We start from the raw sequence: 13566 nt of genomic DNA, 5'->3' as shown, positions 1-13566 counted from the left end.
GGCTCCGGTCAGAACTCGTCGGTGGCGGTCATCACCTCGATGAGGGTGGGATGCTCGACCGCGCGCGCCGCGTCCAGGCGCTCGCGGAGGTCGCGCAGCGAGTCGACCCGCTGGCCGGGGACCCCGAAGCCGCTGCTGATGTCGGCGATGTTCGGGCCGGCGATGTCGGTGCCCGGCCACCGGTCGCGGCGTACGGCCTGCCCGCCGAACCGGCGCAGCGCGGCACCGACGGCGGCGTACCGCTCGTTGTTGAGCACCACGTAGGTGACCGGGATGCGCCGCTGGGCCGCCGTCCAGAGCGCCGGCATCCCGAACTGGAACACGCCGTCGCCGAGGACCGCCGCCACCCGCCGGTGCGGCAGTCCGAGCTTGACGCCGAGCGCCGCGCCCATCCCCCAGCCGAGCGAGCCGGAGGTGGAGACGAAGTAGTCGTCGCCGCCGCGTTGCTCGGCCCGCTGCTGCAGCACGCCGCCGGCGGTGGTGGCGTCGCCGACCAGGGCGGCACCGCGCAGCGCGTCGGTCACCACGTCCACCACCTCCGCGGCCCGCAGCCGGCCACCGGCGGCGGCGCGGGCGGGAGCGGGCTGCGGATCCGGCGCGTACGGCGGGACGGGCCGCGGCCCGGTCGGCGGCGGGACGGCGTCCAGCAACGCCTCGACGAGCAGTCGCTGGTCGCCGACCAGCCCGACGTCGACGCCGTGGATCGCGGCGACGTGCTGCGGGTCGGTGTGCCCGTGCACCACCCGTACGCCCGGCGGGAGCTGCGGCGTCCGGGGCGTCTCGAACTCGTTGAACAGCCGCGCGCCGAGGAAGACCAGCAGGTCGGCCTCGGCGACCAGCGGGTGCTGCGGGGTGTACTGCCCGTGGAAGTGCGGATGGTCGGTGGGGAAACCCGGCCGTTCCAGGCCGCGCCGGTCCTCGTGCAGCACCGGTACGCCCAGCTTCTCGCTCAGCCGCACCAGGGCGTCGATCGCGCCGACCCGGGCCAGTTCGCTGCCGGCGACCAGCACCGGTCGGCGTGCCTCGGCCAGCAGCCTGGCGGCCTCGGCGAGCCCCGCCGGTGACGGCGCGGTCCGCGAGTCGAACCGGAACCCGGCGACCGGGGGCACGGTCGCGGTGGTCTCCTGCTCGGTCAGGTCCTGGCTCAGGCCCACCCAGACCGGCCCGGCCGGCTCGGTCACCGCGGTCCGGAACGCCCGGTTGACGTCCTCTCCGATGGCGTCCGCGGTCAGCGACTGCCAGTCCGACTTGACGTACTGGTGGACCAGGTCGCGCATCCGCCGGCCGGTGGTGAAGCCGCCGTGCGCCTGGATCGAGCTGGCCTTCAGGCCGTTGAGCACCACCACCGGCGAGTAGGCGAGCTGCGCGGCGTACAGGTTGCTCAGCCCGTTGGTCAGGCCGACGTTGGCGTGCAGGTAGGCCACGCTGGGGCCCCGGGTGGCCCGGGACAGCCCGTCGGCGATGGAGACCGTGACCCCCTCGTGGGTGGTCAGGACCAGGTCGAGGTCGTCCCGGACCACCAGCGCGTCCAGGACGGCGGCCTCGGTGCTGCCGGGGCAGGTGAAGATGTGCCGCACGTCCCAGGCCCGGAGTACGTCCAGCAGCGCGTCGGCGACCGGCCGGGACACCGCCGGTTTCTCGTCCGTCGTCATCCGGTGACCAGTTCGAGCAGGTGCCGACGGAGTCGGCCGAAGACCTCGCTGGAGCGGGTGGTGAGCTGGTTGCGGGGCCGGTCCAGCGGGATGTCGACGATCTCCTTGACCACGCTCGGCGGGCTGGACAGCACGACCACCCGGTCGGCCAGGTAGACCGCCTCGTCGATGTCGTGGGTGACCAGCACGACGGTGACGTTGTACTCGCTGCGTACCCGCAGGATCAGGTCCTCCAGGTCGAAGCGGGTCTGCGCGTCGACGGACGCGAACGGTTCGTCCATCAGGATCAGGTCGGGTTGCTGCACCAGCGCCCGGGCGATCGCCACCCGCTGCTGCATGCCGCCGGAGAGCTGCCACGGGTAGCGCCGGCCGACGTCGCCGAGCCCGACCGCGTGCAGCACCTCGTCCACCCGCTGCCGGCGCCGCTGCCGGTCGTAGCCGGCGACCTTGAGCGGTACGGCGACGTTGCCAGGCACGGTGAGCCAGGGGAACAGCGACCGGCTGTAGTCCTGGAAGACCACGCTGAGCCGGTCCGGGACGCGGCGCAGCGGCGTACCCTCGAACAGCACCTCGCCGGTGGTGGCCGGCAGCAGACCGCTGAGGCAGCGCAGCAGGGTGGTCTTGCCGGCGCCGCTGGGTCCCACGACGCAGACGAAGTCACCCCGGTTGACCTCGAACGACACGTCCGCGACCGCCTCGCGCTCGTCGGGCCGGCCGGCGTTGTAGACCTTCCGCAGATCGCGGATCGCCAGTACGGGTTGGTCGGCCACGGTGCCGCCCCCCGTGCTCGTCTGTGGTTGCGACATGTCCTCAACCCTTCTCTTCGACGGCGCGGGCGCCGATGTACCAGGCGAGCACGACCCGCTCGACCGCGATGAACAGGAACGTCAGGGCACTGCCGATCAGGGCCAGCACGACCACGCCGGTCCACATGTCGGTGAACGCGAACCGCTGCTGGGCGTCGAGGATGAAGAAGCCGATGCCCGAGGTGGAGGCGACCAGTTCGCTGACCACCATCATGATCACGGCGATCTGCAGGCTGTGCCGCAGGCCCGCCATGATCTGCGGCAGGGCGCCGGGCAGCACCACCGACCGGACGGTGTGCAGCGGCGACATGTGCAGCACCTTGGCGGTATCCAGTTTGATCGGGTCGATGCCGCGCATGCCGTCGATCGTGTTCAGCAGGGTGGGCCAGATCGCGGCCAGCACGATGATGGTGATCTTCATTCCGGACTCGATGCCCATCACCGCGATGACCGCCGGCAGGATCGCCGGCGCCGGGATGACGTAGACGAAGTACAGCAGCGGCGACACGGCGTCGTTGGTCCGCCGGAACCGCCACAGCAGGGCACCCAGCAGCACACCGAGCACGCCTGCGGTGCCGTACCCGATGGCGAAGTGGGCCAGGCTCGGCCACAGCATCCGCTTGGTGTCGCCGACGATCCACAGCTCGTACAGCCGGGTCACGATGTCCCGCAACGGTGGGAAGAACGTCGACGTGCTGTCGGCCGACAGCACCCACCACAGGACGAGGGCGGCGGCGAAGAACCACACCCGGGAGATGACGTTCCAGGCCCGGCTCGCCACCGACGCGCCCGGGGACCGCCGGGCCACCGGCTCGGTCCCGGGGACCGGGCCGGTGGTGCGTACCTGGGCCGCGCTGCCGGCCGGGGCCGTGCTGCCGGCCGGGGCCGTGCTGCCGGCCGGGGCCGTGCTGCCGGCCGGGGCCGCGCTGCCGGCCGGGGCCGCGCTGCCGGCCGGGGCCGCGCTGCCGGCCGGGGCCGTGCTGCCGGCCGGGGCCGTGCTGCCGGCCGGGGCCGCGTCGGGGGCCCGGTCCGGACCGCCGGCGGGCTCCGGGCCGGAATCGGGATCGGGATCGGGTACGACGGTCGGAGGTCGCCGCGGCGGGTCGGTCCGTGCCGGCGTCGCCAGGTCCGGTCGTTGGCCGGTGGTCATGTCAGGCCGCCTTCCCGGCGGCGTTGCGCTGGCTCTCGTGCCAGTGCAGCAGCCGCCGCTCGATCGCGGTGAACAGCGCGGTCACCACGACACCGGTGATCCCGGTGACGAGGATGAACGCGTACATCGCGGGGAGTTGACTCGGGCCGGCGTTCTCGGCGGTCAGGATGCTCAGGCCCAGCCCGGTCGAGCCGCCGATCAGCTCGGCGATCACCGCCAGGATGAGGCCCACCGCCGCGGCCACCCGGATCCCGGTGGCCAGGAACGGCGCGGCGCTGGGCAGGGTGACCGTCGCGAACCGGCGCGCGCCGCGAAGCTGCATGGCCGTGGCGGTGTCCCGGACCACCGGGTCGACCGCCCGGGCGCCGTAGATGGCCTGGATCGTCAACGGCCAGAAGACGCCGAACGCGACGATGAACACCTTCATCTCCGGCGTCGGGCCGAACACGACGACCGCCAGCGGCAGGATCGCGATCGCCGGTACGGTCTTGAGGAACTCGATCACCGGGATCACGCTGCGGTACGCGAACCGGTTCAAGCCCAGCAGCGTGCCGGTGGCGATCGCCAGCGACCCGCCGATCAGCAGGCCCAGGCCCCAGCCCCGCAGGGTCTGCCCGACCGCGAGCCACAGCTCCGCCGAGCCGAGCTGGCGGCCCAGCTCGGTCACCGTGTCGGCCATCGTCGGGAACGAGTCGGTGGAGAGCACTCCGGTGGTGGTCAGCAGCTGCCACGCGCCGAGCGCGACGGCGAAGACCGCGACCTTCGCGGCCAGCCGGAACCACCTGGCGTCCAGTACGTGCATCCCGGGGACCTCCCCTTCTCAGCTCGGCGGCGGGCCGGGGAACCCCGACACGTCCACGTAGTCGGCGATGACCTGCAACTCGGTGCACGCGTCCAGCGAGTACATCCCGTGCCCGCGGCCGATCCCGCTGCCCTTGAAACCACCGAACGGCATCGTCATGTCGGACGCGCCCAGCCGGTGCACGTTGAGGAACACGCTGCCGCACTCCAGCCGCCGGGCCACGCTGAGCGCGTGCTCCCGGTCCTCGCCCCAGACCGAGGCGCTCAGGCCGAACTCGGTGTCGTTGGCGTACGCCACCACCTGCTCGTCGGTGTCGTACGGCAGCACCGGGACGACCGGGCCGAACTGTTCGCAGCCGACGATCTCGGCACCCGGTTCGACGTCGGTGACCACCGAGGGCAGCAGGAACAGGCCCCGGTCCCAGCCCTCCGGGTCGAGCTTGCGGCCGACGGTACGCACCGTCGCGCCCGCCGCCCGGGTCCGCTCGATCAGGTCCCGGACCCGCTCGAACTGCGGCCGGTTGTTGACCGGGCCGATCGTGCTGGCCGGGTCGAGTCCGTCCCCGACGACGATGCGGTCGACCGCGTCGAGGTACCGCTCGACGAAGTCGGCGTAGCGCGACCGGTGCACGTAGATCCGCTTGACGTCGAAGCAGATCTGGCCGCTGAGGGTGAACACGGCGCGGACCAGTTCGTCGACGAGCCGGTCGTCGACCCGGGCGCTGGGCAGCACGATCGCCGGGTCGTTGCCGCCGAGTTCGAGGCTGAGATTCTTCAGGTTGCCGGCGGCGCCCCGCATCACCTGCTGCCCGGTCGCCGTGCTGCCGGTGAAGAACACCTTGCGGACCCGGGGGTGCGCCACGAGGGCCGAGCCCGCCTCGGCCCCGCCCGGCACGGTGTTGACCACGCCGGGCGGCAGGTGCGCCGCGAGCACGTCCAGGACCCGCCCGAGGGCGAGCGGGGCGTACTCCGAGGGTTTGACGACCACCGTGTTGCCGGCCAGCAGGGCCGGCGCGAGGCCGAGGAAGGCCAGGTAGACGGGGCTGTTCCAGGGAACGATGATGCCGGTGACGCCGACCGGCCGGCGGCCGAGGTGGACCGTGCCACGGTCGTCCCGGCGGAACACCTCGTCGGCGGCGAGCCGGTCGGCCAGGCCGGTGTAGTACCGCAGGATCTTCGCCGCGCCGCCGACGTCGATCATCGACTCCCAGCGCACCTTGCCCTGCTCCCGGGTGAGCAGGGTGGCCAGCTCGTCGACGTGGTCGGCGAGGTCGTCCGCCGCCGCCAGCAGCAGCTCGGCGCGGCGCGTTGCCGGGGTCGCCGACCAGCCGGGGAAGGCGTCCGCCGCTGCGGCGACGGCCCGCTCGACGTGCGCCGCGGTGCCGACGGCGACCTCACCGACGACCTCGTCGGTACGGGCCGGGTTGTGCACCGGCTGGAACTGCGAGGCCACCGGTTTGCCGGCGACGACGACGGCCGCGCGGTCCGTGCTGACCAGTTGACTCATGGCGTGCCCTCCACTTTCCGAGGCGCGGGACGGGGACGGGTTCAGCCCTGGGGGGTCCAGACGAGGTCCTTGGGGTCGACCTTCTTCTTGACCGAGCCCTGCTGGGCCATCACGTCCTGGATGCTGGCGATGGACGGCACGTTGATCTCGGGTACGTAGTTGGTGGGCAGGATCTGCTTCTGCGCCTCCTCCGGCGACAGCTTCAGGTACGTCTCCAGCGTCTTCTTGATCTCGGCCTCGTGGTCCTTGCCGTACTGGATCGCCTCGGTCATCGCGTCGTGGAACTTCTTCGCCACGTCCGGGTGCTCCTGCAGGTACTTGTCGGTGGCGCCGTAGCAGTAGATGGTGCCCTCCGGCCACAGCTGGGAGCTGGGGTAGGCGAGCTTCTTCGCCCCCGCCGCCACCGCCGTGTCCAGGTACGGCGAGGTGACGACCGCGCCGTCCACCCGGCCGTCGGCGAGGGCCTGGGGCATCTGCGGGAACGGGATGGCGACCCACTCGATGTTCGTCACGCCGGCCTGCTCGGCGAGCTTCTTGGCGCCGATCAGGTTGATGCTGGACAGCTGGACGACCGCGACCTTCTTGCCGGCGAGGCCCTTGATGTCGGTGATGCCGCTCTTGGCGGAGGCGACCAGGGCGCTGGCGTCGCGGTCCTTGCTGATCTGGCCGTCGACCGGCGACACGCACTTGACGGCGGTGCCCTCGGCGTTGACGTTCAGCAGCACCGGGGTGGTGACGAAGCCGAACTGCTGCTGGCCGCTGACCATCGCGGCGACGATCGGGGTGGGCGCGGCGGCCGAGACGGTGGTGACCTTCAGGCCGTGCTTGGCGAAGATGCCGCCGTCCATCGCGTGGAACAGGACGGCGTTGGGCGAGAACGGCACGATGCCGACCTTGACGGTGGTGAGGCCACCGCTGGTCTCACCGCTACCGCCGCCGCAGCCGGCGGCGAACACGGCTGTCATCGCCGCGGCGACGACAGCGGAAACGATCTTTCGCATGGGGGTCCTCCGGTGGAGTGTGACGTACGGTAAGCAGGGCTTATCGGGACTGTCCAGTGTGTGGAACTCTTTGGGATAACGATTCCTTCACACGGAATTAATATTGTGGAAACGTGGGCTGTTTGACCTGTATGCGCATCTCGCCGAGCCGGCTGATCGAGGTGTCGAGCACGTCACCGGCCACGATCGGACCGACGCCGGGCGGCGCCCCGGTGAAGATGACGTCCCCCGGGACCAGCGTCATCACCGACGACGCGTACGCGATGATGGCGGGAACCGGGGTGATCAGGGCGGCCGTGTTCACCTTCTGGCGCGGCTGCCCGGAACAGGTCAGCTCGATGTCGAAGTCGGCCGGGTCACCCGCCTCGTCGGCGGTGGTGACCCACGGGCCGATCGGACTGAAGGTGTCGTAGCTCTTCCGGCGGGATCGGTCGCCGTCACTACGTACCGTGATGTCCAGTCCGATCGCGTAGCCGAAGACGTGCTCCAGCGCGGCCGACTCCGGGATGTCCCGACCGCCCCGACCGATCACGACGACCAGTTCCGACTCGTGGTGCACCTCGTGCCCGGCCGCGAGCACGGCGGGCGGCAGCACGATGTCGTCGGCCGGGCCGATCACCGACGACGGCGCCTTGAGGAACACGTCGAAGTCCATCATCCAGTGCTCGACCCGGCCGAGCGTCCGCTCCTGCACGCCGTGCATCTCCGCGACGTGGTCGGCGTAGTTCGACGCCGCCGCGAGCAGCTTGGACGGGTTGAGCACCGGCGCCCGCAGCCGTACCCGGTCCAACGGCACCGGCTCACCGTCCCGGGCCGCGGCCGCCAGCCGGTCCCGGACCTCGTCGAATTCGCCGCACAGTCGCCGCCACCACCCGGCGGTCGCCGGATCCGGGTCGTACGCCCAGGGCAGGGCGGCGGTGACGTCGACGACGCCGCCGGCCACCACCGCTCCCAGGCGGGTCTCGTCAAATATCGCCAGTCTCATCCGCTGTTCCTCCGGTACGGGTCACGGCACGCGGTCGGGCTCGAACACCCGACGCACGTCCTGGGGACCGTCGAGCGCCTGCTCGCGGTAGAGGTTCAGCGCCCGCAGCACGGGCGCGTCGCCGAGGCTGAACAGGTCGGCGGGCTCGGCCGCCAGGTGCTCGACGGCGGACCATGACGGTGCGACGAACACGTCGCCGGGCGACCAGTCGAACCGGACGCCGTCGATGACCGAGCTGCCGCTGCCCCGGTACGCCACGAAGATCGTGTTCCCGGTACGCCGTACCGCCTCGGTCCGCCGGTCCGGGCGCAGCCGGTGCATGCCGCAGCTCAGCGTCGGCAGCACGCTCGCGCCGGTGTTCGGGTTCACGAACTCCAGGCTGACCATCGCGGTGTCCCGCGCCGCGGCGAGCCGGGTCAGCTCCGCGTCGGTGTCCGTCCAGCGGTAGACCAGCAACGGCGAGTGCCGCGGGTCGAGCGCGCCGGTGACCGATCCCTCGACGTGCCGCCGGCCGGCGCCGGCGAACCGGGCCTCGGAGAGGTTGTGCTCGGCGCGCGCCGGCTGCCGGTCCTGCGGGTAGGGCTCGAAGAAGACCGCGTCCAGCGCCTCCACCATCGGCAGGTCGAGTCCGTCGAACCAGAGCATCCGGGAGCTGCCGTCGCTGGTGTGCTCGTGCCAGTTCCAGCCCGGGGTGAGGACGAGGTCGCCCGGGGCCATGTCGCACGGGTCGCCGTCGACCGTGGTCCAGACCCCGCTGCCCTCCAGCACGAACCGGACGGCGCCGGGCGAGTGCCGGTGCGCGGGCGCGGTCTCCCCCGGGCCGAGGCACTGGACGGCTCCCCACAGCGTGCCCGCCGCGTACGGCAGGCCACCCAGCCCGGGATTGCCGAAGCTCAGCACCCGGCGCTCACCGCCCCGCTCCACCGGCACCAGGCGCAGTGCCCGGTCGGCGAGCGGGGCCAGGACACCGGCCGACCAGAGCCACGGCACCGACCGGGGTTGTGGCGTCGGGGTCAACAGTTGCTTGGTGATCGTCCACAGCGGGTGCAGGTGCACCGCCGACAGGTCGGCGTAGAGGGCGGCCAGCTCCGGCTCGACGGTCGGGGCCTCGGGTACGGACTGCTCAACGGTCATGCTCTCGTCTCCTCTGCTGTTCGGTCCCCGGCGGCGGCCGGCGACCCGCCCGGCCCGGCCGGCGGTTCGCCGATGCCGAAGCGGTGCACGGACTCCAGCAGGGACGCCCGCCGGCACCAGGCGCGCGAGCGGTCCGGATCCGCGGCGACGGCCCGCAGCTCGTCGTGGTGCGCCCGCCGCTTGGCCTCGTCCCGCTCGTTGAGCCGTTCGGTGTTGCGCCGGGTGTCGGCCTGCACGTACTCGACGGCGACCCGGCGGCGCAGCTCGGCGAAGGCGTCCAGTTCCGGTCCCGGGTCGGCGCCGTGCCGCAGGATCCGCACCAGCCGGCGGGACAGGTCCATCGCGTCGTGGATGCCGCTGTTGAGTCCGACGCCGCCGAGCGGGCTGTTGATGTGCGCCGCGTCGCCGATCAGCAGGCAGTCGCCGAGCCGGAAGGTGGCCGCCACCCGCTGGTGCACGTTGTAGAGCTGGTGGTCCTCGATCGGGTAGCCCGGCGGGTGGGCGGCGATGCCCTGCAGGTGCGCCTGCATCTCGTCGCGGTCGGTGGCCTGCTCCCGGCTCTGCCGCGCCGGCACGGGATAGACGGCCCGCCAGGACTCGGGCGTCCGGAGCAGGAACAGCCACTCCTCGGGATCGGCGATGTAGTTGACGTCGGCGATGTCGGGCAGCAGCTCGCGGAAGTTCACCGAGGTGCTCACGATCAGGAACCGCTCGGGATAGGTGAAGCCGTCGAACGGGATGTCCAGCAGCCCGCGGACCGTGCTGCCGGCCCCGTCCGCGCCGACCAGGTACGCGCAACGCAACCGCTCGGTGCCGCCGCCGGTCTCGACGGTCAGCGTCACCCCGTCGCGCTCCGGCTCGACCGCGACGGCCCGGCAACCGAACCGCAGGTCCGCGGCGGGCAGCTCGGCCAACCGCTCGGCCAGCATCCGCACCAGGTGCTGCTGGTTGAGCTGCAACCGGTACGGATAGGCCGTCTCGTCCCGCAGCACCCCGAAGTCGAACTCGGCGACCAGGCCGGCGCGGCGGTCGCGGAACTGGTAGCGCGGGACGGGCAGCCCTTCGGCGCGCATCCGGTCGACGACCCCGAGTTCCCGCAGCAGCTCCAGGGTCGGTGGGTGGAACGTCGAGGCGCGCCAGTCCGTCTTCGGGACCGGCTCGGCCTCCACGAGCACCACCGGGACGTTCTGCTGCGCGAGGGCCACCGCCGCCGTCATTCCGACCGGGCCACCGCCCACGACGGCCACGGGGAGCTGGGCTTCTCCAGGCGAGACGTTCATGCCGCCACCATAGAGACAGCTTCCGCAGAGCAGAAGAGTCTGATCTACTCTTCCTCCATGTCGAATTCCTTTCCGCCCCGACGAGGCGAGACCGGCCGCCAGCCGGGTACGGGCACCCCGCCACCACCGCGCACCCCCGGCGACAGCGGACTGTCATCGGTCGACAACGCCCTGCATCTGTTGCAGCTCATCGGGGAGCGTCGCGTGCTGCGCGTCGCCGAGGCGGCCGAGGAACTGGACGTCGCCCGGTCCACGGCGCACCGGCTGCTGACCGCCCTGCGCGCCCGCGGCTTCGTCATGCAGGACAAGCCGAACGGCGTCTACCGGCCCGGCTCCGCGCTGAACGAGATCGGACTGGCCGCCATCGGTCGCATCGACATCCGCCGGGTGGCCCGGCCGATCCTCGAACAGCTGCGCGAACAGACCCAGGAGACCGTCTCGCTGCTCCTGCTCGAAGGGCAGAACGTCCGGTTCATGGACTGCGTCGAGAGTCCCCGGTCGGTCCGGGTCGGCAGCCGGACCGGGCTGATGCTGCCCGCGCACTGCACCGCCGGGGGCAAGGCGATCCTCGCCGCGCTGCCGCGTACCGAACTGTCCCGCCGCTACCCCGACCGCCTGTTGGAGAGTCGTACCCAGTCGTCGATCCAGACCTGGGAGCAGTTGGAGACGGAACTGGCCGACATCCGGACGGCCGGCTACGCCGTCAACATCGAGGAGGGCGAGAAGGGTATCAGCGCGGTCGGCACCGCCGTCCGCGACCTCATCGGGGCACCGCTGGCCGCGCTGGCCGTCGCCGTGCCGACCAGCCGGATGGGCAACGCGGACGCGGCCCGGCAACTCGCCCCGGCGCTGGAGCAGGCCCAGGCCGCGATCACCGAGCTGCTGCGCGCCGAGCTGTGAGGACCCCCGCGGCCGTCGGCCCGCAGGGCGACCCGGAGCGGTTGTCCCGCCGGCACCTCGCCGTGCTGCCGGCCGCCCTGATCGCCATCGGTCTGGTCACCGCCGTCATCAGCAGCCTGGGCGCGCAGTTGGTCCCCACCGTCGCGGACGTCTTCGGCGTACCGGTCGGGACCGCCCAGTGGTCGCTGACCGTGGCGCTGCTGGCCGGCGCGGTCGCCACCCCCACGATGGGTCGGCTCGGCGACGGGCCGCGCCGGCGGCAGGTCATCCTCGGCTGCCTCGGGCTCACCCTCGCCGGCGGCCTGCTCACCGCCACCGCCGGCGGCCTGGGCCAGCTCCTGGCCGGGCGGACCCTGCAGGGCGTCGGCCTCGGCCTGGTCCCGCTGGTCATCGCGGTCGCCCGGGAACACCTGCCGGCCGACCGCGCCGGCGGCACGATCGCCGCGTTGTCGGTGGTCACGGTCACCGGGGTCGGTCTCGGTTACCCGGTCACCGGCCTGATCACCGACCACCTCGGGCTGCGCGCCGGGTTCTGGTTCGGCGCGGGCATCAGCGCCGCCGCCCTCGTCCTCGCCTGGCTGGTCGTCCCGTCCCCCGGGGCGACCGCGCGCCGCCGGTTCGACGTGCTGGGCACCGTAGCGCTCGGTTGCGCGCTGGTCATGGCGCTGATCGGACTGGGTCAGGGCGAACGGTGGGGCTGGTCGTCGCCGCCGGTGCTCGGGCTGCTGGCCGGTGCCGCGATCCTGTTCCCGCTCTGGGTGCGGCGCGAGCTGCGGTGCCCGTACCCGCTGGTCGACCTGCGGCTGCTGCGCGACCGGACGGTGCTGACCGCCGACCTGGCCACGCTGCTGGCCGGGGTCGGCGTCTACCTGCTGATGTCCCTGGTCATCAGGTTCGTCCAGACGCCACCGGCCACCGGGTACGGCTTCGGCGCGTCGGTGGTGCTCGCCGGACTGGTCCTGACGCCGTTCTCGGTCGGCAGCGTGCTGGGCAACCGGGTCACCCCGGCGCTGCGCCGACGGATCGGCGCGCTCCGCAGCATCACCGTCGGGGCCCTGGTGTTCCTCGCGGCGACGGCCCTGCTGCTGGTGCGCCGGGACGAGCTGTGGCAGCCGTTCGCCGGCATGGGCCTGGCCGGCGTCAGCGTCGGCATCACCTTCGCCGCCGTCGTCGGGCTGCTGGTCGGCGCCGTCCCGGCCGCGGAGACCGGCAGTGCGACGAGCTTCAACCAGGTGCTGCGCAGCGTCGGTTACTCGGCCGGCAGCGCGGTGAGCGCGGTGATCCTCGACGCGTACACCGGTCCGGGGCGGGCGTTGCCGACCGGGACCGGGTACACCGTCGGATTCGCCGTGGGTGTGGGGGTGTGCGCCCTGTCCGCCGTGCTCAGCCTGGCCCTGCCCGGGAAACGGGCCGGCGGGCGGCCGACCCGTCCCGGTGCCGCGGCGGCGGTCAGCCGAGCCGGACGGTGACCCGGGACCGCTTGGCGTCGATGACCGGGGCGCCGTCCGGCAGTTCGGCGCCGACCGCCAGCACCGCGCTGCCGGCCCGCTCGTCGACCTCGGCCACCCGGGCGTGGAACGACACCAGCGCGCCGACCGGACACGGTGCGCGCAGGCTCACCGAGGTCGAGACGATCCGGTCGTCGCCGCCCACCCAGTCGCCGACCACCCGCAGCAGCAGCGCGATGTTCAACATCCCGTGCACGATCACGCCGGCGGTCGGGCTGGCCGTCGCGGCGTACTCGCCGTCCCAGTGCAACCGGTTGAAGTCGCCGCTCGCGCCGGCGTACCGGATCAGGTCGAGCTGTTCGATCCGCTGCTCGTGACGCGGCATGGTGGCGCCCGGGGTCAACGTACGGTCGGTGGTCACTTGGCCTCCTCCGCCGCGGCGGGGGCCGCGTTCAGGTAGACGATCGTCTGGCGGCTGGTCACCACGGGGTCGCCCGAGGTCGCGTCGACGCAGTCGATCGCCAGGGTGAGATAGGTGTGCCGACCCCGGTCGAGGATCTCCCGCACCTGCGGGCGGCACTCGACGACGTCGCCGCCGGCGACCCGTCGGTGGAAGTCGTAGTCCTGGCCGGCGTGCACGACCGGACCCGAGCCACCCAGCTCGGCGTCCTCGCGGAGCAGGCGCGCGCCGTACATCACCGTGAAGCAGGCGGCGAACATGTTCGGGGCGATCAGTGCCCCCTCGGAGTCCCGCGGCAGCCGGTAGCCGGTGGCCGCGGCGTACTCCTCGATCTTCGCGCGGCTCACCTCGTACCGGTAGCTCGGATAGCGGTGCCCGGCCCTGGCTTTGTTGATCACGCTGTTCCTTCCTCGGGGGGTTGCGGTTGTCCTCGCTGGTGCCG

13 protein-coding genes are annotated in these 13566 nt (G+C 72.5%); 2 read left to right on the top strand and 11 right to left on the bottom strand.

From position 1 onward, the window contains the following. Window positions 1-8 precede the first annotated feature (8 nt). The 9 genes from ACFOX0_RS20225 to ACFOX0_RS20185 all read right to left on the bottom strand — a co-directional run bounded on the left by ACFOX0_RS20225 (window position 9) and on the right by ACFOX0_RS20185 (window position 10316). A complete protein-coding gene (locus ACFOX0_RS20225; protein ID WP_377548231.1) occupies window positions 9-1652 on the bottom strand; it encodes a thiamine pyrophosphate-binding protein in 1644 nt (547 codons plus the stop codon). After that, window positions 1649-2458, bottom strand: a complete 810-nt coding sequence (locus ACFOX0_RS20220; protein ID WP_377548229.1) for an ABC transporter ATP-binding protein — start codon at window positions 2456-2458, stop codon at window positions 1649-1651. The genes ACFOX0_RS20225 and ACFOX0_RS20220 overlap by 4 nt, the downstream gene beginning before the upstream one ends. 4 nt (window positions 2459-2462) lie before the next feature. After that, a complete protein-coding gene (locus tag ACFOX0_RS20215) occupies window positions 2463-3608 on the bottom strand; it encodes an ABC transporter permease (protein WP_377548227.1) in 1146 nt (381 codons plus the stop codon). A 1-nt stretch (window position 3609) separates the two neighbouring features. Next, entirely contained in the window at window positions 3610-4410 is an 801-nt protein-coding gene (locus tag ACFOX0_RS20210) for an ABC transporter permease (protein WP_377548225.1), read from the bottom strand. Between the two features lie 18 nt (window positions 4411-4428). Beyond that, complete coding sequence (locus ACFOX0_RS20205) at window positions 4429-5916, bottom strand: aldehyde dehydrogenase family protein (protein WP_377548223.1); 1488 nt, start codon at window positions 5914-5916, stop codon at window positions 4429-4431. A gap of 41 nt (window positions 5917-5957) precedes the next feature. Continuing rightward, window positions 5958-6917 (bottom strand): ABC transporter substrate-binding protein, encoded by a 960-nt coding sequence (locus ACFOX0_RS20200; RefSeq protein ID WP_377548220.1) that lies wholly within the window; start codon window positions 6915-6917, stop codon window positions 5958-5960. 97 nt (window positions 6918-7014) lie between these two features. After that, window positions 7015-7902 carry a fumarylacetoacetate hydrolase family protein gene (locus tag ACFOX0_RS20195; protein WP_377548218.1) on the bottom strand — a complete coding sequence of 296 codons (888 nt, stop codon included), beginning with the start codon at window positions 7900-7902 and terminating at the stop codon, window positions 7015-7017. Window positions 7903-7923: 21 nt separating this feature from the next. After that, window positions 7924-9036, bottom strand: a complete 1113-nt coding sequence (locus tag ACFOX0_RS20190) for a cupin domain-containing protein (RefSeq protein WP_377548216.1) — start codon at window positions 9034-9036, stop codon at window positions 7924-7926. After that, window positions 9033-10316: an FAD-dependent oxidoreductase gene (locus ACFOX0_RS20185; RefSeq protein ID WP_377548214.1), complete on the bottom strand. Its 1284-nt coding sequence runs from the start codon at window positions 10314-10316 to the stop codon at window positions 9033-9035. Before ACFOX0_RS20185 ends, ACFOX0_RS20190 begins: the two co-directional genes overlap by 4 nt. Window positions 10317-10373: 57 nt before the next feature. Here ACFOX0_RS20185 and ACFOX0_RS20180 point away from each other — a divergent pair, with 57 nt between their 5' ends. Then, window positions 10374-11216 (top strand): IclR family transcriptional regulator, encoded by an 843-nt coding sequence (locus ACFOX0_RS20180; protein ID WP_377548212.1) that lies wholly within the window; start codon window positions 10374-10376, stop codon window positions 11214-11216. Beyond that, window positions 11213-12685 (top strand): MFS transporter, encoded by a 1473-nt coding sequence (locus ACFOX0_RS20175; protein ID WP_377548209.1) that lies wholly within the window; start codon window positions 11213-11215, stop codon window positions 12683-12685. Before ACFOX0_RS20180 ends, ACFOX0_RS20175 begins: the two co-directional genes overlap by 4 nt. On the opposite strand, the gene ACFOX0_RS20170 is transcribed toward ACFOX0_RS20175, so the two are convergent. Together ACFOX0_RS20170 and ACFOX0_RS20165 are read right to left on the bottom strand one after the other, a co-directional pair. After that, window positions 12666-13085: a MaoC family dehydratase gene (locus ACFOX0_RS20170; protein ID WP_377548208.1), complete on the bottom strand. Its 420-nt coding sequence runs from the start codon at window positions 13083-13085 to the stop codon at window positions 12666-12668. The genes ACFOX0_RS20175 and ACFOX0_RS20170 overlap by 20 nt on opposite strands. After that, on the bottom strand, window positions 13082-13522 hold the full coding sequence (locus ACFOX0_RS20165; protein ID WP_377548206.1) for an FAS1-like dehydratase domain-containing protein: 441 nt from the start codon (window positions 13520-13522) through the stop codon (window positions 13082-13084). The genes ACFOX0_RS20170 and ACFOX0_RS20165 overlap by 4 nt, the downstream gene beginning before the upstream one ends. Between the last annotated feature and the right edge of the window lie 44 nt (window positions 13523-13566).

The sequence above is a fragment of the Micromonospora zhanjiangensis genome (assembly GCF_042650605.1).
Taxonomy (GTDB): domain Bacteria; phylum Actinomycetota; class Actinomycetes; order Mycobacteriales; family Micromonosporaceae; genus Micromonospora_J; species Micromonospora_J zhanjiangensis.
This window is presented reverse-complemented; position numbering and strand designations above follow the sequence as displayed.

Coding starts and splice junctions, on each gene's coding strand:
- ACFOX0_RS20220 (WP_377548229.1), bottom strand. CDS start 2,458: ATGTCGCAACCACAGACGAGCACGGGGGGCGGCACCGTGGCCGACCAA.
- ACFOX0_RS20200 (WP_377548220.1), bottom strand. CDS start 6,917: ATGCGAAAGATCGTTTCCGCTGTCGTCGCCGCGGCGATGACAGCCGTG.
- ACFOX0_RS20185 (WP_377548214.1), bottom strand. CDS start 10,316: ATGAACGTCTCGCCTGGAGAAGCCCAGCTCCCCGTGGCCGTCGTGGGC.
- ACFOX0_RS20190 (WP_377548216.1), bottom strand. CDS start 9,036: ATGACCGTTGAGCAGTCCGTACCCGAGGCCCCGACCGTCGAGCCGGAG.
- ACFOX0_RS20210 (WP_377548225.1), bottom strand. CDS start 4,410: ATGCACGTACTGGACGCCAGGTGGTTCCGGCTGGCCGCGAAGGTCGCG.
- ACFOX0_RS20205 (WP_377548223.1), bottom strand. CDS start 5,916: ATGAGTCAACTGGTCAGCACGGACCGCGCGGCCGTCGTCGTCGCCGGC.
- ACFOX0_RS20180 (WP_377548212.1), top strand. CDS start 10,374: ATGTCGAATTCCTTTCCGCCCCGACGAGGCGAGACCGGCCGCCAGCCG.
- ACFOX0_RS20195 (WP_377548218.1), bottom strand. CDS start 7,902: ATGAGACTGGCGATATTTGACGAGACCCGCCTGGGAGCGGTGGTGGCC.
- ACFOX0_RS20215 (WP_377548227.1), bottom strand. CDS start 3,608: ATGACCACCGGCCAACGACCGGACCTGGCGACGCCGGCACGGACCGAC.
- ACFOX0_RS20225 (WP_377548231.1), bottom strand. CDS start 1,652: ATGACGACGGACGAGAAACCGGCGGTGTCCCGGCCGGTCGCCGACGCG.